A 19,213-nucleotide genomic window follows, 5' to 3' on the forward strand; every position below is an offset into this window, starting at 1 on the left:
TGGCCCCGCTCAGTCGGGTTGGCGCCGTTGCAGGAATTCGGTCGCGCCCATCGCCAGGGCGCCCACGGCGACCGCGTACCAGAGCGTCACCAGCCGCGCGGCCACCGCGACCGCGATCGCATCGGCGGTGGCGACGCCCAACCGGTCCAGCATCAGCACGATCGCCAATTCGGTGGTGCCGACCCCGCCTGGGACGAAGGACAGCGCGCCGATCAACATCGCCAGCGGGTAGATGCCGAACGCGACCAGCGGATCCAGCTCCAGGCCCAGGCCACTGCACAGCCCGACGAAGACCGCCGAGGTCAGGCTCCAGGCGCCGGCGCCCGCGATCAGGCTGCGCGCCATCTGCGCGGTGCCCAGGCAGGCACGCAGTTCCACGGCGGCGAACACGGCGAACTGAACCGTCCTCCGTAGCCAGCGCCCGGGCAGGCGGTGTCCCATGCCCTCCAGCCAGGCCAGCAGGGCCGGCCAGGCGGCGGCGCCGAACAGCAGGGCGACGAAGCCCAGCACCACCGCGGCGAGGGTGCCCAGGGTGGGGAAGACCGGCGCGGCCAGCAGCGACAGTGCCAGGATCACCAGCAGATCGGAGGCGCGCTCGAAGACGAACACCGCCAGCGTCCGCCCTGCCGGCACACCCATACGGGCGAAATAGCGGATGCGCAGCAATTCCCCGGCCTTGCCCGGGGTAGCGGTCAAGGCGAAGCCGGCCAGGTAGGCGGCCCAGCCCAGCCAGAACGGCACCGCATGACCTTGTCGCTGCAGCAGCCAGCGCCAGCGCCAGAAGCGGAACAGGTAGCTGGCCGAGACCGGCAGCACCGCCAGCGCCAGCAACGGCCAGATCGCGCCTAGCCGGGCGAACGTGCCGTTGCCGCGGTCGATCCACCACAGGGCGGCCAGGTAGCCGCCGCACAACAGCACGACGAACAACGTCAGATGATCCGCGCGGTAGCGCGGCGCGGGCACGCCATCGGCGCCGTGCGGCATCATCCCCGGGTCTCGGCGACGGCTCAGCCCAGCGCCTTTTCCAGCTCCGGCAGCACCGTGAACAGGTCGCCGACCAGGCCGATGTCGGCGATCTCGAAGATCGGCGATTCCGGGTCCTTGTTGATTGCGACGATGGTGCCGGCGTCCTTGATGCCGGTCAGGTGCTGGATGGCGCCGGAAATGCCGATCGCCACGTACAGTTCCGGCGCGATGATCTTGCCGGTCTGGCCGACCTGCAGCTCATTGGGCACGTAGCCGGCGTCGACCGCCGCGCGCGAGGCGCCGACCGCCGCGCCGAGCTTGTCGGCGAGCTGGTAGACGATCTGGAAGTTCTCCGCCGAGCCGACGCCGCGGCCGCCGGAGACCACGCGCTTGGCGCTCTGCAGGTCGGGGCGATCGGACTTGCCGGCGGCGAGACCGACGAAGCGGGTGTGGCTCGGCAGCGCCGCGTCCACGCTGGCCGCTTCGACCGCCGCGCTGCCGCCCTGCGCCGCTTCCGGCCAGGAGGCGCTGCGCACGGTGGCGACCACGATCTGGTCGGCCGGCGCCTGCACGCTGATGATGGCGTTGCCGGCGTAGATCGGGCGCTTGAACGCGTAGTCGCCGTCCACCGCCATCAGGTCGGAGATCTGGTTGACGCCGAGCAGGGCGGCCACCACCGGCATCAGGTCCTTGCCGAACGTGGTGGAGGGGCCGAACACGTGGGTGTAGCCCGCCGCCAGCGCAGCGATCTGCGGGCCCAGCACCTGCGCGATGGCGTGTTCGTTGGCAGGATTGGCGACGGTGAGGACACGGGCGACGCCGGCGATCTGCGCGGCCTGGGCGGCCACCGCGGCCGGATCGGACGCCAGCACCACGATGTCGATGGCCTCGGCCGACAGCGCCTGCGCGGCGCTGACGCACTTGGCGGTGGCGGCGTTGAGCTGCCCGTTGAGATGTTCGGCGACGACGAGGATCTTGGCCATTACAGCAACCCCTTCTGCTTGAGTGCGGCCACCAGTTCGGCGGCATCCTTGACCATCACGCCGCGGTTGCGCTTGGCCGGCGGGGCGTAGTGGGTGGTGGTGAGGCTGTCGTTGGCCTCCACGCCCAGGTCGGCGAAGGCCAGCGTCTGCAGCGGCTTGCTCTTGGCCTTCATGATGTCCGGCAGCTTGATGAAGCGCGGCTCGTTCAGGCGCAGGTCGGTGGTGACCACCGCCGGCAGATCCACTTCCAGGGTCTCCAGGCCGGCGTCGACCTCGCGGGTCACCGTGGCCTTGCCGTCGGCCACCACCAGCTTACCGGCGAAGGTCGCCTGCGGACGGCCCCACAGCGTGGCCAGCATCTGCCCGGTCTGGTTGGCGTCGTCGTCGATCGCCTGCTTGCCCAGGATCACCAGGTCCGGCTGCTCCTGCTCGACCAGCTTCAGCAGGGTGCGCGCGGCGGTCAGCGGCTGGATCGCCGCGTCGGCGACCACGTGGATGGCGCGGTTGGCGCCCATCGCCAGGCCGTTGCGCAGGTGCGCGGCGGCATCGGCCGGGGCGATGGTGGCGACCACCACCTCGCTGGCGATGCCGGCGTCGCGCAGGCGCAGCGCCTCTTCCAGGGCGATTTCGTCGAACGGGTTGGCGGAGAGCTTGACGCCCTCGGTGACCACGCCGGAGCCGTCCGGCTTGACCTGGATGCGGACGTTGTAGTCCACCACGCGCTTGTAGGCGACGAGGATTTTCATCGTGTACGAGATCCTTCAGCAGTGCGGGAAGGCCCGGCCGCGGCGGCTGGCACGGGGCAGTCGTGGGATTCTAACCGGGCGCGAGGGACCATGCGAGGGCGTATGGTGGGGCCGTCGACGGGGCGTGGTCGCTGCATGCGTCGACCACGACCGGTTCATACAAAGCGTATATCCTGTTCGGTTTGAATATAGGCGCCGACGGCGCCGAATCAGGAGAGACACACAGTGGCGACTTGGCTCGTAACCGGCGGTGCCGGTTTCATCGGCGGTAATTTCGTGCTCGAGGCGGTGGCGCGCGGCATCCGTGTGATCAACCTGGACGCGTTGACCTACGCCGGGAACCTGAAGACGCTGGCGTCGCTGGATGGCAACCCGGACCATGTGTTCGTGCACGGCGATATCGGCGATCGCGATCTGGTGGGCCGTCTGCTTGCCGAGCACCAGCCCGACGCCGTGGTCAATTTCGCCGCCGAAAGCCACGTGGACCGCTCGATCGACGGACCTGGCGCCTTCATCCAGACCAATGTGGTCGGGACCCTCGGCCTGCTGGAGTCGGTGCGCGATCACTGGAAGGCGCTGCCGGAGGACCGCCGCGACGCGTTCCGCTTCCTGCACGTGTCCACCGACGAGGTCTACGGCACGCTCGGCGAGACCGGCAAGTTCAGCGAAACCACGCCGTATGCGCCGAACTCGCCGTACTCGGCGTCCAAGGCCGCGTCCGACCACCTGGTGCGCGCGTTCCACCATACCTACGGCTTGCCGGTGCTGACCACCAACTGCTCCAACAACTACGGCCCGTACCACTTCCCCGAGAAGCTCATCCCGCTGGTGATCGCCAAGGCGCTGGCCGGCGAGCCGCTGCCGGTGTACGGCGACGGCAAGCAGGTACGCGATTGGCTGTTCGTCGGCGACCACTGCGAGGCGATCCGCACCGTGCTGGCCAAGGGCAAGGTCGGCGAGACCTACAACGTCGGCGGTAATTCCGAGAAACAGAACATCGAGGTGGTGCAGGCGATCTGCGCGCTGCTGGACGCGCGGCGTCCGCGCGAGGACGGCAAGCCGCGCGCCAGCCAGATCACCTACGTCGCCGATCGGCCCGGCCACGACCGCCGCTACGCCATCGATGCGTCCAAGCTGAAGAACGAACTGGGCTGGGAGCCGCAGTACACCTTCGAACAGGGCATCGCGCTCACCGTGGACTGGTACCTGAGCCACCAGGACTGGGTGCAGGGCGTGCTCGACGGCAGCTATCGGCTGGAACGCATCGGCACCGCGGCATAACGCCAGTCCCTCGCAAGAATCCGCCCATGCGCGTGCGGACTTCACCAGGAAATACCTCATGACACAACGCAAGGGCATCATCCTCGCTGGCGGCTCCGGCACGCGGCTGTACCCGATCACCAAGGGCGTCAGCAAGCAGCTGCTGCCGGTGTACGACAAGCCGATGATCTACTACCCGCTCAGCGTGCTGATGCTCGCCGGCATCCGCGAGGTGCTGATCATCAACACCCCGCACGAGCAGGCGCTGTTCCAGGCGCTGCTGGGCGATGGCGCGCAGTGGGGCATGGACATCCAGTACGCGGTGCAGCCGAGCCCGGATGGGCTAGCCCAGGCCTACCTGATCGGCCGCGACTTCGTCGCAGGCAAACCGAGTTGCCTGGTGCTGGGCGACAACATCTTCCATGGCCACGGCCTGACCGAGACCCTGCGCCGCGCCGATGCGCGCCAGCATGGCGCGACCGTGTTCGGCTACTGGGTCAACGACCCCGAGCGCTACGGGGTGGCGGAGTTCGACGCCTCCGGCAAGGTCATCGACATCGAGGAAAAGCCGGCCAAGCCGCGTTCCAACTACGCGGTCACCGGCCTGTATTTCTACGATGGTCAGGCCAGCGACCATGCCGCGGAGCTGACGCCATCGCCGCGCGGCGAACTGGAGATCACCGATCTCAACCGCCGTTACCTGGAGGCCGGCGAACTGCACTTGGAAGCGTTGGGTCGCGGCTACGCGTGGCTGGATACCGGCACCCACCAGTCGCTGCACGAGGCCTCCAATTTCATCGAGACCATCCAGTCGCGGCAGGGCCTGCAGGTGTGCTGCCCGGAAGAGATCGCCTTCGGGCAGGGATGGATCGACGCGGCGCAGCTGGAGACACTTGCCGCTCCGCTGCGCAAGAACGCTTATGGCACCTACCTGCATGAACTGGCTGTACGAGGATCCGTTCCGTGAAAGTGATTGAAACCAATCTGCCTGGCTGCGTGGTGATCGAGCCGGCAGTGTTCGGCGACGCGCGTGGCTATTTCTTCGAGACCTGGAACGCCGAGCGCTTCGGTGAGCATGGCTTGCCGACCAAGTTCGTGCAGAGCAATGTCTCCACCTCGGCCAAGGGCGTGCTGCGTGGCCTGCATTACCAGTGGCCGCGGCCGCAGGGCAAGCTGGTCAGCGTGCTGGAAGGCGAGGTGTACGACGTCGCCGTCGACATCCGCCACGGCTCGCCGCACTTCGGCCGCTGGGCCGCGGTGGTGCTGAGCGCGGAGAACAAGAAGCAGTTCTGGATTCCGGAAGGCTTCGCGCACGGGTTTGCCGTGCTGTCGGAGCGCGCGGTGTTCAGCTATCTGTGCACCGACGTGTACGTCAAGGAAGCCGACGCCGGCGTGCGCTGGGACGATGCCGCGATCGGCGTGGACTGGCCGATCTCCGAGCCGGTGCTGTCGGGCAAGGACGCGGTTGCGCCGTTCCTGGCCGACATCCCGGTCGAGCGCCTGCCGGTCTACCAGCCATGAGCGTGCTGGTCTTCGGCGGCAACGGCCAGGTCGGGCAGGAACTGCTGCGGGCGTTGGCCGGGCAGGGGCCGGTGGTCGCGACCACGCGCAGCGGCCAGTTGCCCGACGGCAGCGCCTGCGAGCGCGCCGATTTCGACCAGCCGCAGACCCTGGGCGAACTGCTGGACCGGCTGCGGCCGGCGGCGGTGGTCAACGCCGCGGCCTACACCGCGGTCGATCGTGCCGAGCAGGACGCCGAAGCGGCGCACCGCGCCAATGCCGAGTCGCCGGCGGCGATCGCCGCCTGGTGCGCGGCGCACGGCGTGCCGCTGGTGCATTACTCCACCGATTACGTGTTCGACGGGCAGGGCACGCAGCCCTATCCCGAAGATGCGCCCACCGCGCCGCTGGGCGTGTACGGCGCCACCAAGCTGGCCGGCGAGGAGGCGATCCGCGCCTCCGGTGCGCAGCACCTGATCTTCCGTACCGCCTGGGTGTACGCAGCGCACGGGCACAATTTCCTGCGCACCATGTTGCGGGTCGGCGCCGACCGCGACGAACTCAAGGTAGTCGCCGACCAAGTCGGCACGCCGACGCCGGCCGCGCTGATCGCCGATGTCACCGCGCGGGTGCTGGCGCAGCGCGCGACGTTGCCGTCCGGCACCTGGCATCTGACCGCGGCCGGCGAGACCACCTGGCACGGTTTCGCCGAGGCGATCTTCGCCGAGGCGGTGGCCGCGGGCCTGTTGTTGCGCGCGCCACGCGTGCTGCCGATCACCACGGCGGAGTATCCGACCCCGGCCAAGCGCCCGGCGTATTCGCGCCTGGACGTGTCGCGCCTGCAGCGCGATTTCGCGCTGGAACTGCCACAGTGGCGCGATGGTCTGCGCCAGGTCATCGGCCAACTCGCCGCGGCAGCGCCGGCCGCCTGACCGTCGCACACGGTAAACCACGCAGCCGAAAAACAAAGAGCCGGGCAGTGCCCGGCTCTTTGCGTTTGCGGCGTGCGCCGAACTCAGGTGCGCCCGTAGGTGTCCTCGAAGCGCACGATGTCGTCTTCGCCCAGGTAGCTGCCCGACTGCACTTCGATCAGCTCCAACGGCAGCTTGCCAGGGTTCTTCAAACGATGCGTCACCCCGAGCGGGATGTAGGTGCTCTGGTTCTCGGTGAGCAGTAGCACTTCGTCGCCACGGGTGACCTCGGCGGTGCCGCTGACCACGATCCAGTGCTCGGCGCGGTGGTGATGCATCTGCAGGCTCAGCGTGGCGCCGGGCTTGACCGTGATGCGCTTGACCTGGAAGCGCTGGCCGTTGTCGATCGAATCGTAGGCGCCCCACGGGCGGTACACCTTGCGGTGCCAGGTGGCTTCGGAACGCCCATCGGCCTTGATCCTGCCGACGATGTCCTTCACTTCCTGGATGCGTTGGCGATGGCCGACCAGTACCGCGTCGTCGGTCTCCACCACCACCACGTCCTGCAGGCCCACCATCGCGATCAGGCGCGAGCCGTAGGCGTAGGTGTTGCGGCAATCGATCTCGATCACGTCGCCATGGTGGGCGTTGCCGTTGGCGTCCTGCGGCGACACGTCCAGCAGCGCCGACCACGAGCCGACGTCGCTCCACTTGGCGTCCAGCGGCACCACCACCGCGTCGGCGGTCTTCTCCATCACCGCGTAGTCGATGGAATCGGAGGGACTGGCGGCGAAGGCCTCCTTGTCCAGGCGGGTGAAGTCGGCATCGCGCTTGGCCGATTGCCAGGCCTTGGTGCAGGCATCGGCGATGGCGGGTTGGAACTTGCGCAGTTCCTCCAGGTAGCGCGAGGCGCGGAACAGGAACATGCCGCTGTTCCAGTAGTACTCGCCGGAGGCCAGGTAGCTTTTCGCGGTCGCCAGGTCGGGCTTTTCGACGAAGCGCTCGACCGCGCGCGCGCCGTCGCCGGCGGCGGCCTTGATGTAGCCGTAGCCGGTTTCCGGTGCGGTCGGCTTGATCCCGAACGTCACCAGCTTGCCTTGCTCGGCCGCAACGGCGGCCACGCGTACCGCGGCCTGGAAGGCGGCTTCGTCGCCGATCACGTGGTCGGAGGGCAGGACCAGCAACAGCGGGTCGGCGCCATCGCGCGCGGCCTCCAGCGCCGCCACGGCGATCGCCGGCGCGGTGTTGCGGCCCTTGGGTTCGAGCAGGATCGCATGGGGCTTCACGCCGATCTGCTGCAACTGCTCGGCCGCCACAAAGCGGTGTTCCTCGTTGGCGACCACGATGGGTGCATGCGCCGCGACCGGGGCCGCGCGTTGCCAGGTCGCCTGCAGCATGCTCTGTTCGCCGACCAGCGGCAGGAACTGCTTCGGATACGACTCGCGCGACAACGGCCACAGGCGCGTGCCGGAGCCGCCGGACAGGATGATGGGAAGGACGTCGCTCATGGGCGATGGAACTCCATAGTGCGTCTAGGGGGAGGGTGGTGGGATCAGCCGCGCAGCAGCTCGGAGATCTCCTGGGTGCGCTGCTCCAGCAGCGCTGCGTCGCCGCGGGTTTCCACGTTCAGGCGCAGCAGCGGTTCGGTGTTGGAACTGCGCAGGTTGAAACGCCAGTCGGCGAATTCGGCGCTGACGCCGTCGGTGTAGTCCAGCGTCGGCGCATGCGAGGCGAAGTGCTCCATCACCCGCGCCACGGCGGCCTTGGCGTCGGCGAGCTTGAAGTTGATCTCGCCGCTGCACGGGAACTTCTGCATGCGCGCCTCGACCAGATCGGCCAGCGAGCGGCCGGACTGCGACACCAGTTCGGCGATCAGCAGCCACGGGATCATCCCCGAGTCGGCGTAGGCGAATTCGCGGAAGTAATGGTGCGCGCTCATTTCGCCGCCATATACGGCGTTTTCGCTGCGCATCTTCTCCTTGATGAAGGCATGGCCGCTCTTGCACAGCACCGGGATGCCGCCGGCTTCTTCGACCTGTTCGATGGTGTTCCAGGTCAGGCGCGGGTCGTGCACGACCTTGCCGCCCGGTTGCTTGGCCAGGATCGCCTGCGCCAGCAGGCCCACCAGGTAGTAGCCCTCGATGAAGCGGCCGTCGGCATCGAAGAAGAAGCAACGGTCGAAGTCGCCGTCCCAGGCGATGCCGAAGTCGGCGCCGTGCTGCTTGACCGCGTTGGCGGTGGCGGTGCGGTTCTCCGGCAGCAGCGGGTTGGGAATGCCGTTGGGGAAGTGCCCGTCCGGCTCGTGGAAGACGCGCACGAACTCGAACGGCAGATGCGGCGCGAGCAGGTCGACGATGGCGCCGGCGCCGCCGTTGCCGGCGTTGACCACCAGCTTCAGCGGCTTGAGCGTGGCGCGGTCGACATAGCTGAGCAGGTGCTCGATGTAGGCGCTCTTGTCCGGACGGTGATGCTCGGCGGCGGTCGGCTCGGCGGCTGCCGCGGTATCGGCGGCGACGGTGTCGCGGATCGCGAACAGGCCGGTATCGGAGCTGATCGGGCGCGCGTTCTCGCGCACCAGCTTCATGCCGTTGTAGTCCATCGGATTGTGGCTGGCGGTGACCATCACGCCGCCGGCCGCCTGCAGGTGGTCGGTCTGGAAATACACTTCCTCGGTGCCGCACAGGCCGATGTCGATGACCTCGCGGCCGCTGGCGCGCAGGCCGGCCGACAGCGCGTCCTGCAGCCCCTGGCTGGCCAGGCGCACGTCATGGCCGACCACCACCGGACCGCTGTCCAATTGCCCCGCCAGCGCCACGCCGATGCGGCGCGCCAAGTCCTCGTTCAGTTCGTCGGGTACGCGACCGCGGATGTCGTAGGCCTTGAATGCGGGAAGCGACATGGAAGAGGGTCCTAGTTGGGGGAAACCGGAGTGTAACGTTACGGCGCTTAATCGGTCGTTGCGGCGGTGCGGCGGGGGTCGCAGTCCCCGAGCGGCTAAACTAGCTGTCTACATTCCAATGCGGAGCTGGCGAATGGGCGACACCTCTACCCCTGCGGGCGGGCGGCGCGGCAAGCTTTTCCCCGATGCGGCCACGGCGCTGGCCGATGTGGTGGCGGACGGACAGACCCTGGCGGTCGGCGGGTTTGGCCTGTGCGGCATTCCCGAGGCCTTGATCGCGGCCTTGCGCGACAGCGGCGTCAACGGTCTCACCGTGATCTCCAACAACGCCGGCGTCGATGGCTTCGGCCTGGGCCAGCTGCTGGCGACGCGGCAGATCCGCAAGATGATTTCGTCCTACGTCGGCGAGAACAAGGAGTTCGAACGCCAGTACCTGGCCGGCGAACTGGAGCTGGAATTCAATCCGCAGGGCACCCTGGCCGAGCGCTTGCGCGCCGGCGGTGCCGGCATCCCCGCGTTCTTCACCGCCACCGGCTACGGCACGGTGGTGGCCGAGGGCAAGGAGACCCGCGAATTCGACGGCAAGCACTACGTGCTGGAAACCGCGTTGCGCGCCGACGTGGCCCTGGTCAAGGCGTGGAAGGCCGACGCCGCCGGCAACCTGGTGTTCCGCAAGACCGCGCGCAACTTCAACCCGGCCTGCGCGATGGCCGGCAAGCTGTGCATCGCCGAGGTCGAGCAGGTGGTTGAGACCGGCAGCCTGGATCCGGACCAGGTGCACCTGCCCGGCATCTACGTCGACCGCATCGTGCACAACCCGCATCCCGAAAAACGCATCGAACAGCGCACCCTGCGCCAGAAGGACGCCTGACATGGCCTGGACCCGCGACGACATGGCGCAGCGCGCCGCCCGCGAACTCACCGACGGCGCCTACGTGAACCTGGGCATCGGCCTGCCGACCCTGGTCGCCAACCACATTCCCGATGGCGTGGACGTGTGGCTGCAGTCGGAGAATGGCCTGCTCGGCATCGGCCCGTTTCCCAGCGAGGACGAGGTCGACGCCGACCTGATCAACGCCGGCAAGCAGACCGTCACCGCCCGCGCCGGCGCCAGCTACTTCGGCAGCCACGATTCCTTCGCGATGATCCGCGGTGGTCATATCGATCTGGCCATCCTCGGTGCGATGCAAGTGAGCGAGAAGGGCGACCTGGCCAACTGGATGGTGCCCGGCAAGATGGTCAAGGGCATGGGCGGGGCGATGGACCTGGTGGCCGGGGTCAAGCGCGTGGTCGTGTTGATGGAGCACGTGGCCAAGGACGGCAGCCACAAGATCCTGCCGGCCTGCGACCTGCCGCTGACCGGCGTCGGCGTGGTCGACCGCATCATCACCGACCTGGCCGTGTTCGACGTCACCGACAGCGGCCTGGTGCTGGTGGAAACCGCCGAGGGCGTGGACGAGGCCGAGCTGGTCGCCAAGACCGGGGTGCCGTTTTTCGATCCGGGCCGGGTGATCTAGCCTCTGCGTGCGTACTTGTAGGGGCCGGCAGGCGCGTGCTCGGCCCCCACGAGGGAGGCGGCACTGGTCAGCGCAAAGCCCCGATCCACTGTGCAGAGGCTGAACAGGCGCTCGATGGCATGCGCCAAGGTGCCATCGACCTGTCCCGCCTCTTTCTCGAATTCGCCAGCTTGCAGGTGGCAGTCCAAAATGGGCTGAATCGCCTGCAGGCGCACCCAGAACATGCTGCCGCCTGCAAAGACCGCGCTGTCGATGTCCGGTTGCGCCAGACCCATGCGCGTGGCCAGGGCACGCACGGCCTGCTCGTTGGCTCCCCAGTAGAAGCTCAGGGGCTGGAGATGTCCTTCCGGGGCCACCAGGCCGAGCTCCGGACGCTGCTGGAAGGCCTCCACGATCGCCTTGACCCGGTCGCGGTCGAGGAGGCTGCCCACCATTTCGCGCCGCCATTGATCGCCATCCTGGCGATGCACCGAACGTTTGGTGTGCAGCTTCAGCACCACTGATACGCCGGCATCGAGCAGACGATCGGCGATCCGCAGGAACGGCAGGATGTCGCGGCCATGGTTGTCGTGGACCACGACCTCGGCCTCCATCCCCTGTTGTTTCAGGGCGAGGTTGACACCGGCGAGGTTGCGTTCCGTCGTCGTCACGATGAGCTGGTGGTCGAACGCCGCCTCGCGCAGCTGCGCCAGCAATTCTTCCAGAACATCGACATACCAGGCATGGATGACGACGTGCGGGCGTTCGTTTGCGGGGCGCTTTGGTTGCAATGCGCGGCGAGTCGCTTCCAACCATGCGTGGCCCAGGCGCGCATCCGGTTCCAGGACGGCACCTTCAGCCCATTCGTTCCAGGCATTGACGAACACCATGCGCTGCGCAGCCGGAGCAGGCGCAAGCCGGTCATGGATGGTCTGCGACAGCCATGTCCCGTAGCCGCGCGGGGAGGCATGGAGATACACGCGGCCCTTGCCGGAGCGGCGGGGCTCGTTATCCCAGCCGGGATTGACGCAGGGATAGAGCGGATAGTCCTGCAACGGCCTGGCTGCCATCTCGGTCGCCAGGACGCGCCAGTCCAGCACCTCCCCGGCAAAATCCGGATTGATCAACAACTGTGCGCCAGCCACCGAGGGCGGCGCACTCATATTGGGCGGAAACTCCACGGCAGCATCAAAGCCGATATCGCGCGGATCGGGACGCTCGAACCCCTGGACGTACGCAAGATGGATCTCGCCGATCCCATTGGCTGCGCACCACGCGCGCCAGCGCGACGCCGTGGCCTTCGGATCCGGCATCAGATTCGGACGATAGACCAGCACCAGCGGCTTGCCGTCGATGCGCAAGTAGCGAGGGTCGGCGAGATAGGTGGCCAAGTGCGCGATGAAGGCCAGATCGTCTGCGTCGCTGTGTTGCTGCTCGATCAGGATGTCGGTATTGCGGCCGTCCCACCGGCGCGCCCAGTTCTCGTTGGCCCAGCACAGGCAGTAGGGCAAGGAAATGGTCGTGTCATCGCGCCAGTTGCGGATGGGGTCCTCGAGCAGGGTCGTTCCTGCGAACCAATAAAAATAGAAACAGAAGGCGCCGATCCCGTACTCGGAGGCGAGTTGCGCCTGCTGCCGCATCACCTCGCGGTCGCGCAGATTGTAGAACCCAAGATCAGCCGGGATCCGTGGCTGCATGTGTCCATAGAACTGCGGCAGGGCGCGGCTGACGTTGCGCCACTCGGTGAAGCCCTTGCCCCACCATGCGTCGTTCTCCGGAATCGCATGGAACTGCGGGAGATAGAACGCGACCAGGGTCGCCGGCAGCGGCGACGGCAGCACGCCCTTCTGGTAAGGCACATGACCGATCGCTGCCTCGTCGGCGCGATGCAGAGGGCGCAGGGCCATGCTCCCGACGCTCGCGACGCGCCCTCTGGGCGCCTCCGGCACCCAGTTCGCGTATCTATCGAGAAACCAGTTGCGCCATCGGTCGCGGAGTCCTTCGGAGATTGGCATCGCACGAAAGGCGATACGCAACACGCGGTACATGCCCGCCCGCAGGCGTGCCGGCACGGAGTCGCTCATCCGGTGACCGCTCACAGGTTCTGGTAATTCGGCCCGGAGCCGCCTTCCGGCGTCACCCAGTCGATGATCGCGTAGGGATCCTTGATGTCGCAGGTCTTGCAGTGCACGCAGTTGGCGGCGTTGATCTGCAGGCGCTTGCCGGCCGCGTCGTCGACGATCTCGTACACCGCCGCCGGGCAGAAGCGCGTGCAGGGGTTGCCGTATTCCTCGGTGCAGCGGGTCACGCAGATCTGCGGGTCGAGCACGTGCAGGTGCACCGGCTGGTCCTCGTCGTGCTCGGTGGCGGCGAAGTACACGCCCTGCAGGCGGTCGCGCGGGGCCAGCTCGCGCTGCACGTAGTCGCGCTTGGGCTGCTCGTGCTCGCCCAGTCGGTCCAGGCTCTTCCAGTCGGCGCCGACCTTCAGCGTCCACGGCGAGGCGCCCTTGACCAGGGTTTCCCAGGCGCCGTTGAGCAGGCCGAACCACAGCCCCTTCTTGAAGCCGGGCTTGATGTTGCGTACCTGACGGAGCTCGGCCATCACTTCGGAGTTGCGCAGGCGCGCGTCGAAGCCGGCCGGGTCCAGCGCGGCACCGGCGGCGAGGTGTTCGGCGGCGAGCATGCCGCTGCGGATCGCCTGGTGGGTACCCTTGATCTTGGGCACGTTGAGCAGGCCGGCGGTGTCGCCGATCAGCAGCGCGCCGGGCATCTCCACCTTCGGCAGCGACTGCCAGCCGCCGCTGGCGATGGCGCGCGCACCCGCCGAGAGGATGGTGCCGCCGTCCAGCAGGGCCTTCATCATCGGGTGGTTCTTCCACTGCTGGAAGGCTTCCCACGGGCGGTATTCGGGATCGTGGTAGTCCAGGCCGCTGACATAGCCCAGCGCCACCTGGTTGTTCTCCAGGTGGTACAGGAAGCTGCCGCCATAGGTCTTGCTGTCGGCCGGCCAACCCAGGGTGTGCACGATCTTGCCGGGGCTGACGCGGCCCTCGGGCAACTGCCACAGCTCCTTGATGCCGATCGAGAACGCCTGCGGATCGTGGCCGGCGTCGAGTGCGAAGCGCGCGATCAGGCGCTTGGTCAGGTGTCCGCGCGCGCCTTCGGCCAGCACCGTGACCTTGGCGCGGATGTCGATGCCGGCGGTGTAGCCGGGCTTGTGCGATCCGTCCTTGGCCACGCCCATGTCGCCGATGCGCACGCCCAGCACCGTGCCGTCCTCGGCGTGCAGGGTCTCGGCGGCGGCGAAGCCCGGGTAGATCTCCACGCCCAGCGCCTCGGCCTGCGGCGCCAGCCAGGCGCACATCGCGCCGAGGCTGACGATGAAGTTGCCGTGGTTGCGCATGCCCGGCGGCACCATCGGGAACTTGTGCCCGCCGTCCTTGCTCAGGTACCAGAACTCGTCCTCGGCCGCCGGCACGCAGATCGGCGGCGGGTTGTCGCGCCAGCCCGGCAGCAGCGCGTCCAGCGGCGCCGGTTCGATCACCGCGCCGGACAGGATATGCGCGCCGATGGTGCTGGCTTTCTCGATCACGCAGACCGAGATGTCGGGGTTGAGCTGCTTGAGCCGGATCGCGAACGCCAACCCGGCCGGGCCTGCGCCGACGGTGACGACGTCGTATTCCATGACGTCGCGCTCCACTGGCTGCGGCGCGTTGGCGCCGCCCTCGGTTCCCGTCATCTGCTCCGCTCCCGTTGGCTCGTTCTGGCTGCCTGCATTTTCAGGGTTTGCGCGTGAAGGGGCAAATTCCGCACGCTGGCGTATGGTGGCCGCCGGCGTGCTAGCGTGGCGCGATGGAACTGGACTTGCCCGGCGCCGATCTGCGCTGGTATCCCGAGTGGCTGGATCTGGTCGTGGCCGCGGCGCTGTGCACGCAGTTGCTGCATGAGGTGCCGTGGGAGGTGCACCGCATCCGCCTGTTCGGCAAGCTGGTCGATTCGCCGCGGCTGAGCTGCTGGATCGGCGACGCCGACGCCAGCTACCGCTATTCCGGCACCCGCTTCGCGCCGCATCCGTGGCCAGCGGCGCTGCTGCCGCTGCGCGCGCGCTTGGCGGCCGAGACCGGAGTGGCGTTCAACAGCGTGCTCGCCAACCGTTACCGCGACGGCCGCGACGCCATGGGCTGGCACAGCGACGACGAGCGCGAACTCGGCCCGACGCCGGTGATCGCCTCGCTGAGCCTGGGGGCGACGCGTCGCTTCGTGCTGCGCCATCGTCGGGAGCCGGCACTGCGCCAGGCGCTGGAACTGACCTCCGGCGGGCTGCTGCTGATGGCGGGCGAGACCCAACGCTTGTATCGGCATGCGCTGCCGCGTACGGCCAAGCCGGTGGGGGAGCGGATCAATCTGACCTTCCGCAGGATCGTGTGATGCCTGAGTTCTTCTCCCTTTGGGAGAAGGTGCCCCGAAGGGGCGGATGAGGGTTGGGTGGCTGGGGAGGTGTCTGGAGAAGACGGCTCCGCGGCCGCCGCACCCTCACCCCCGACCCCTCTCCCGGTGGGAGAGGGGAGCGACACTTTGATCCCTTCTCCCTTCGGGACCATGGCCCCCTTTTCGGGGGAAGGTACCCCGAAGGGGCGGATGAGGGTACGAGTTGCCTGGGAAGCGTCTGGAGGAGATGGCTCCCTGGCTGCCGCACCCTCACCTCCAACCCCTCTCCCAGTGGGAGAGGGGAGCCAATCAGCGCCGCGGCGGCTTCTGGCTGGCCGGCGGCGGCACGCTGGGGGCCAGCGCGGTGGCGGCATCGGCCTGGCCTTGCTGCAGGGTCCAGCCGACCACGTCGTGGCCGAGTTGCGACATGGCCTGGCCGAAGGCGTCGACCACCTGCGATTCGGCGGTGCCGGCGGCGGGCTGGGTCACCAGGAAGGTGCGCGAGGCGACCACGCGCTGGTCGGTGCTGTACAGCAGCTTGGCGTTGAGCTCGATGGTCGCCGACGGCACCGTGCGCCCGGCGTAGTCCGATTCGAAACGGCGCAGGTCCAGCAGCAGCTTGTAGTCGGCGCGGATGCCGGTGCCGAGCCGGGCCACGCCGGGAATGCGCCCGGAATCCTCGAACGCGCGCAGCAGCATGTCCTCGAGCATGTCGGTGGCCGGTTGCGCCCAGCTGACGCCGCCGTACACCTGCAGTTCGTCGGGCGTCGGCCGCACCGCGATGCGCGAACTGTCGACCACGCGCGCGGCGCTGGGCTTGGTCAGCGCCAGTTGCCAGCTCACCTGCGGCCAGGCCGGGTCGGCGGTGACCCGCACGTCCGGCGCGTAGATCGTCACCGGCTCCTTGTTGCCGCCGGGCAGCGAGCAGCCGGTCAGCAGCAGGGCCGGCACGGCGAGCAGGAGGAAGGCGCGCATCGGCTTCATTTGGGTTTGAACTCCTTCGGGGCGTCGCGGCCGAGCAGGTAGCGCGCGGGGTTGTTGTCCAGGCGGTCGCTGACCCGGCGCAGGTCGCGGATCAGGCCGCGCAGTTCGGTCAGGGTCGGGCCGAGCTGGCCGAGGCCGTCGTTGGCGAAGCTGTTGATCGCCGAGCGGTTCTCGCCAAGGATCTTGTCGGCATTGCCGGCGGCCGAATCCAGCTTGCTCAGCGTGTCCTCCAGCTTGTTCAGGATCGGCGGCAACTGCTGCACCAGGTTCTGGTCCAGGCGCTGGATGGTGCCGTTGGTGGTCTTGAGCGTGGTGTCGAGGTTGCGCGCCGCATCGCGCGCGCTGACGATCAGCGACTGCATGCCCTGGTCGCGGTCGGCCAGGCCGCCGCTGATGGTTTCCAGGTTGTGCAGGGTGGCGGTGATGCTGGCGACATTGCGGTCGCTGAGCACCTCGTCCAGGCGCTCGACGATGCGGTTGGCGGTGTCGGTGATGTTCTGCAGCGCCGAGGGCGTGGTCTGGATGATCGGCGCGTCGCTGTTGTCGATCGAGGTCAGCGACGGCGCTTCCGGGGTGCCGCCGGAGAGCTGGATGATCGACGGGCCGGTCAGGCTGGTGATGCCCAGCTTGGCACGGGTGTCGCTCTTGATCGGCGTGGTCGAGTTGACCCGGATCCGCGCCACCACCTGGCGCGGATCGTTCGGCGCCAGGGTCAGCTCGGTGATCGAGCCCACCGCGATGCCGTTGTACTGCACCGGGCTGCCCACCGACAGGCCGGTCACCGCCTCGCGGAACACCACGCGGTATTCCTGCCAGGTGCGGTCGGAGGAGTACTTGGCGGCCCAGAGTCCGAACAGCAGCAGCGCGATCCCCACCACGATGGTGAAGGCGCCGATCAGCACGTAATTGGCTTTGGTTTCCATGGGCTCAGGGGGTCTCGGTCCAGGCGGTCTTGGCATCGCGCGCGGCGCGGGCGCGCGGGCCGTGGAAATACTCTTGGATCCACGGATGGTCCACTTGCTCGATCTCGGCCAGCGGCGCGTTGGCGATGACCTTGCGGTCGGCCAGCACCGCCACGCGGTCGCAGATAGCGTACAAGGTGTCCAGGTCGTGGGTGATGAGGAACACGGTCAGGCCCAGCGCTTCCTGCAGGGTGCGGATCAACCGGTCGAAGGCGGCCGCGCCGATCGGGTCCAGGCCGGCGGTGGGCTCGTCCAGAAACAACAGGGGGGGATCCAGCGCCAGCGCACGCGCCAGCCCGGCGCGCTTGCGCATGCCGCCGGACAGCTGCGACGGCAGCTTGTTCAATGCATCGGCGGGCAGGCCGGCCAGCTTCACCTTCAGCAGCGCCAGCTCGTAGTGCCAGCTGTCGGGCAGTTCGCCGAAATGCTCCTTCAGCGGCACCTGCACGTTCTCGCCGACGGTCAGCGAGGAGAACAGCGCGCCGTCCTGGAACAGCACGCCGGTATTGCGCTCCACATGCAGGCGATCGGCGCGGCGGCCGGAATCGGTATCCACGCCGAGCACCTGGATCTTGCCGGCATCGGGCTCGCGCAGGCCGAGGATGGTGCGCATCAGCACCGACTTGCCGGTGCCCGATCCGCCGACCACGCCGAGGATCTCGCCGCGGCGCACGTCCAGGTCCAGCTCCTCGTGCACGGTCTGGCTGCCGAAGCGATTGACCAGGCCGCGCACGGAGATGGCCAGTTCCTGGTCGGGAATCGGGAGTGGGGAATCGGGAATGGTCAAAGCGTGCACTCCTGGCCAGCGTCGCGGACGCCGCCAGCTTTTCCCATTCCCGATTCCCCACTCCCGATTCCCGGCTTCACGTCACCACCCCATGTTCATGAACCACAGCGCGGCGATCGCGTCGATGATGATCACCAGCGAGATCGTCTGCACCACGCTGGAGGTGGTGCGCTCGCCGACGGACTGCGCGGTGCCTTCCACGCGCAGTCCCTCCAGGCAGCCGATCAGGCCGATCACGATGGCGAAGATCGGCGCCTTGGACAGACCCACCAGCATGTGCCGGATCTGGATGGTGTCGTGCATGCGCGCCAGGTACATCTGCGGCGGGATGCCCAGGTCGAAGGCGCCGACGGTGACGCCGCCGGCCAGGCCGGCGATCATGGCCACGAAGGTCAGCAGCGGCAGCATCAGCAGCAGCGCGACCAGCCGCGGGATCACCAGCAGGTCCATCGGGTCCAGGCCCAGGGTCTGGATCGCGTCGACCTCTTCGCGTGCCTTCATCGCGCCGATCTGCGCGGTGAACGCGCTGGCGGTGCGCCCGGCCAGCACGATCGCGGTCAGCAGCACCGCGAACTCGCGCAGGAAGGCGATGCTGACCAGTTCCACCACGTAGATCTCGGCGCCGAAGTCGCGCAGGATCGTGGAGCCGAGGAAGGCGATCACCGCGCCGACCAGATACGACAGCAGCGCCACCAGCGGCACCGCGTCCAGGCCGACCTGTTCCATGTGGTGCACGGTGGCGGTCAGGCGGAACCGGCGCGGCGCGTGCAGCAGCCGCAGCAGCTTGACCAGGGTCTCGCCGAGGAAACCGACCAGGGCGACGATTTCCTTGCCGTTGCGGTGCACCGCGTAGCCCAGGCGTTCCAGCGCCGCGGCGAAGCCATAGTCGCGCTTGCGCTTGGGGCGGTCGTCGGCCACGTCCTCGATGGTCGAGACCAGGGCGCGGTGATCCTGGCGGAAATCCAGCGCCTCGTGGGCGATGCCGTTGCGGGTGGCGTAGCGCATCAGTTGCAGCACCCCGGCCGAATCCAGCTGGCCGATGCCGCTGGCGTCGATGCCGGTGGTGCCGGCCGGCATCCCGCGCAGCACTTCCGAGGACGCCAGGGCCGTGGCCAGGGTCCAACTGCCGGTCAGCCGCACCCGCGAGGGGTCTCGGTCGTCCTGGCTGAGTTTGGGCGGTTGCGGTTCGATCATGGGGGGCGTCCGGTGCGCGAGCATACCTGTTTCGCCCGTGTTGCAGATGTGGTGATCGCGACGGGGTGGCCGGGCGCGGCGTTCGCGCCATACTAGC

At 68.2% G+C, this 19,213-nt stretch carries 18 protein-coding genes; 7 read left to right on the top strand and 11 right to left on the bottom strand.

Annotated elements, in window-relative coordinates; all coding sequences use genetic code 11:
• Nucleotides 1-9: 9 nt before the first annotated feature.
• From ACHWVH_RS04040 to ACHWVH_RS04050, 3 genes are read right to left on the bottom strand one after another with little or no spacing between them, the layout of a single operon-like run.
• Nucleotides 10-987 carry a YbhN family protein gene (locus ACHWVH_RS04040; protein ID WP_394686711.1) on the bottom strand — a complete coding sequence of 326 codons (978 nt, stop codon included), beginning with the start codon at nt 985-987 and terminating at the stop codon, nt 10-12.
• Between the two features lie 20 nt (nt 988-1,007).
• Nucleotides 1,008-1,949 carry an electron transfer flavoprotein subunit alpha/FixB family protein gene (locus ACHWVH_RS04045; protein WP_394686712.1) on the bottom strand — a complete coding sequence of 314 codons (942 nt, stop codon included), beginning with the start codon at nt 1,947-1,949 and terminating at the stop codon, nt 1,008-1,010.
• Nucleotides 1,949-2,695, bottom strand: a complete 747-nt coding sequence (locus ACHWVH_RS04050; protein ID WP_394686713.1) for an electron transfer flavoprotein subunit beta/FixA family protein — start codon at nt 2,693-2,695, stop codon at nt 1,949-1,951. Before ACHWVH_RS04050 ends, ACHWVH_RS04045 begins: the two co-directional genes overlap by 1 nt.
• Nucleotides 2,696-2,920: 225 nt before the next feature.
• Between ACHWVH_RS04050 and rfbB the strand changes: the two genes are divergently transcribed.
• The 4 genes from rfbB to rfbD are packed head-to-tail and all read left to right on the top strand — an operon-like array spanning nt 2,921 to nt 6,387.
• Nucleotides 2,921-3,976: a dTDP-glucose 4,6-dehydratase gene (rfbB, locus tag ACHWVH_RS04055; RefSeq protein ID WP_295924864.1), complete on the top strand. Its 1,056-nt coding sequence runs from the start codon at nt 2,921-2,923 to the stop codon at nt 3,974-3,976.
• 58 nt (nt 3,977-4,034) lie between these two features.
• Complete coding sequence (gene rfbA / locus ACHWVH_RS04060; protein WP_017917123.1) at nt 4,035-4,922, top strand: glucose-1-phosphate thymidylyltransferase RfbA; 888 nt, start codon at nt 4,035-4,037, stop codon at nt 4,920-4,922.
• Nucleotides 4,919-5,476: a dTDP-4-dehydrorhamnose 3,5-epimerase gene (rfbC, locus tag ACHWVH_RS04065; RefSeq protein ID WP_019797144.1), complete on the top strand. Its 558-nt coding sequence runs from the start codon at nt 4,919-4,921 to the stop codon at nt 5,474-5,476. Before rfbA ends, rfbC begins: the two co-directional genes overlap by 4 nt.
• Nucleotides 5,473-6,387, top strand: a complete 915-nt coding sequence (gene rfbD / locus ACHWVH_RS04070; protein ID WP_267123073.1) for a dTDP-4-dehydrorhamnose reductase — start codon at nt 5,473-5,475, stop codon at nt 6,385-6,387. The genes rfbC and rfbD overlap by 4 nt, the downstream gene beginning before the upstream one ends.
• A gap of 83 nt (nt 6,388-6,470) precedes the next feature.
• On the opposite strand, the gene ACHWVH_RS04075 is transcribed toward rfbD, so the two are convergent.
• Both ACHWVH_RS04075 and ACHWVH_RS04080 read right to left on the bottom strand, forming a co-directional pair.
• On the bottom strand, nt 6,471-7,874 hold the full coding sequence (locus ACHWVH_RS04075; protein ID WP_267102514.1) for a mannose-1-phosphate guanylyltransferase/mannose-6-phosphate isomerase: 1,404 nt from the start codon (nt 7,872-7,874) through the stop codon (nt 6,471-6,473).
• A 44-nt stretch (nt 7,875-7,918) separates the two neighbouring features.
• The gene (locus ACHWVH_RS04080) at nt 7,919-9,265 is read right to left on the bottom strand and encodes a phosphomannomutase (protein WP_394686714.1); all 1,347 of its coding nucleotides are present in this window, start codon (nt 9,263-9,265) and stop codon (nt 7,919-7,921) included.
• A gap of 133 nt (nt 9,266-9,398) precedes the next feature.
• On the opposite strand from ACHWVH_RS04080, the gene ACHWVH_RS04085 reads away from it, so the two are divergent.
• Together ACHWVH_RS04085 and ACHWVH_RS04090 are read left to right on the top strand one after the other, a co-directional pair.
• Entirely contained in the window at nt 9,399-10,136 is a 738-nt protein-coding gene (locus ACHWVH_RS04085) for a CoA transferase subunit A (RefSeq protein WP_010340202.1), read from the top strand.
• A 1-nt stretch (nt 10,137) separates the two neighbouring features.
• Nucleotides 10,138-10,782, top strand: coding sequence for a CoA transferase subunit B (locus tag ACHWVH_RS04090; RefSeq protein WP_394686715.1), 645 nt, complete (start codon nt 10,138-10,140; stop codon nt 10,780-10,782).
• Here the strand turns inward: ACHWVH_RS04090 and ACHWVH_RS04095 are convergent.
• Both ACHWVH_RS04095 and ACHWVH_RS04100 read right to left on the bottom strand, forming a co-directional pair.
• Nucleotides 10,779-12,845 (bottom strand): glycoside hydrolase family 99-like domain-containing protein, encoded by a 2,067-nt coding sequence (locus ACHWVH_RS04095; RefSeq protein ID WP_394686716.1) that lies wholly within the window; start codon nt 12,843-12,845, stop codon nt 10,779-10,781. The genes ACHWVH_RS04090 and ACHWVH_RS04095 overlap by 4 nt on opposite strands.
• A gap of 11 nt (nt 12,846-12,856) precedes the next feature.
• Nucleotides 12,857-14,500, bottom strand: coding sequence for an electron transfer flavoprotein-ubiquinone oxidoreductase (locus ACHWVH_RS04100; protein ID WP_320694769.1), 1,644 nt, complete (start codon nt 14,498-14,500; stop codon nt 12,857-12,859).
• Nucleotides 14,501-14,613: 113 nt separating this feature from the next.
• On the opposite strand from ACHWVH_RS04100, the gene ACHWVH_RS04105 reads away from it, so the two are divergent.
• Complete coding sequence (locus ACHWVH_RS04105; RefSeq protein ID WP_295924850.1) at nt 14,614-15,189, top strand: alpha-ketoglutarate-dependent dioxygenase AlkB; 576 nt, start codon at nt 14,614-14,616, stop codon at nt 15,187-15,189.
• 309 nt (nt 15,190-15,498) lie between these two features.
• Here ACHWVH_RS04105 and ACHWVH_RS04110 read toward each other — a convergent pair whose 3' ends face one another.
• The 4 genes from ACHWVH_RS04110 to ACHWVH_RS04125 all read right to left on the bottom strand — a co-directional run bounded on the left by ACHWVH_RS04110 (nt 15,499) and on the right by ACHWVH_RS04125 (nt 19,116).
• Nucleotides 15,499-16,173 (bottom strand): ABC-type transport auxiliary lipoprotein family protein, encoded by a 675-nt coding sequence (locus ACHWVH_RS04110; RefSeq protein WP_394686717.1) that lies wholly within the window; start codon nt 16,171-16,173, stop codon nt 15,499-15,501.
• Nucleotides 16,170-17,096: an MlaD family protein gene (locus ACHWVH_RS04115; protein ID WP_267082044.1), complete on the bottom strand. Its 927-nt coding sequence runs from the start codon at nt 17,094-17,096 to the stop codon at nt 16,170-16,172. Before ACHWVH_RS04115 ends, ACHWVH_RS04110 begins: the two co-directional genes overlap by 4 nt.
• Before the next feature lie 4 nt (nt 17,097-17,100).
• Complete coding sequence (locus tag ACHWVH_RS04120) at nt 17,101-17,922, bottom strand: ABC transporter ATP-binding protein (RefSeq protein WP_017914623.1); 822 nt, start codon at nt 17,920-17,922, stop codon at nt 17,101-17,103.
• Nucleotides 17,923-18,003: 81 nt separating this feature from the next.
• The gene (locus ACHWVH_RS04125) at nt 18,004-19,116 is read right to left on the bottom strand and encodes an ABC transporter permease (RefSeq protein WP_010340194.1); all 1,113 of its coding nucleotides are present in this window, start codon (nt 19,114-19,116) and stop codon (nt 18,004-18,006) included.
• Nucleotides 19,117-19,213: the final 97 nt, after the last annotated feature.

It is taken from the genome of uncultured Xanthomonas sp., from assembly GCF_964278005.1.
In the GTDB taxonomy this organism is placed as follows: Bacteria; Pseudomonadota; Gammaproteobacteria; order Xanthomonadales; family Xanthomonadaceae; genus Xanthomonas_A; species Xanthomonas_A sontii.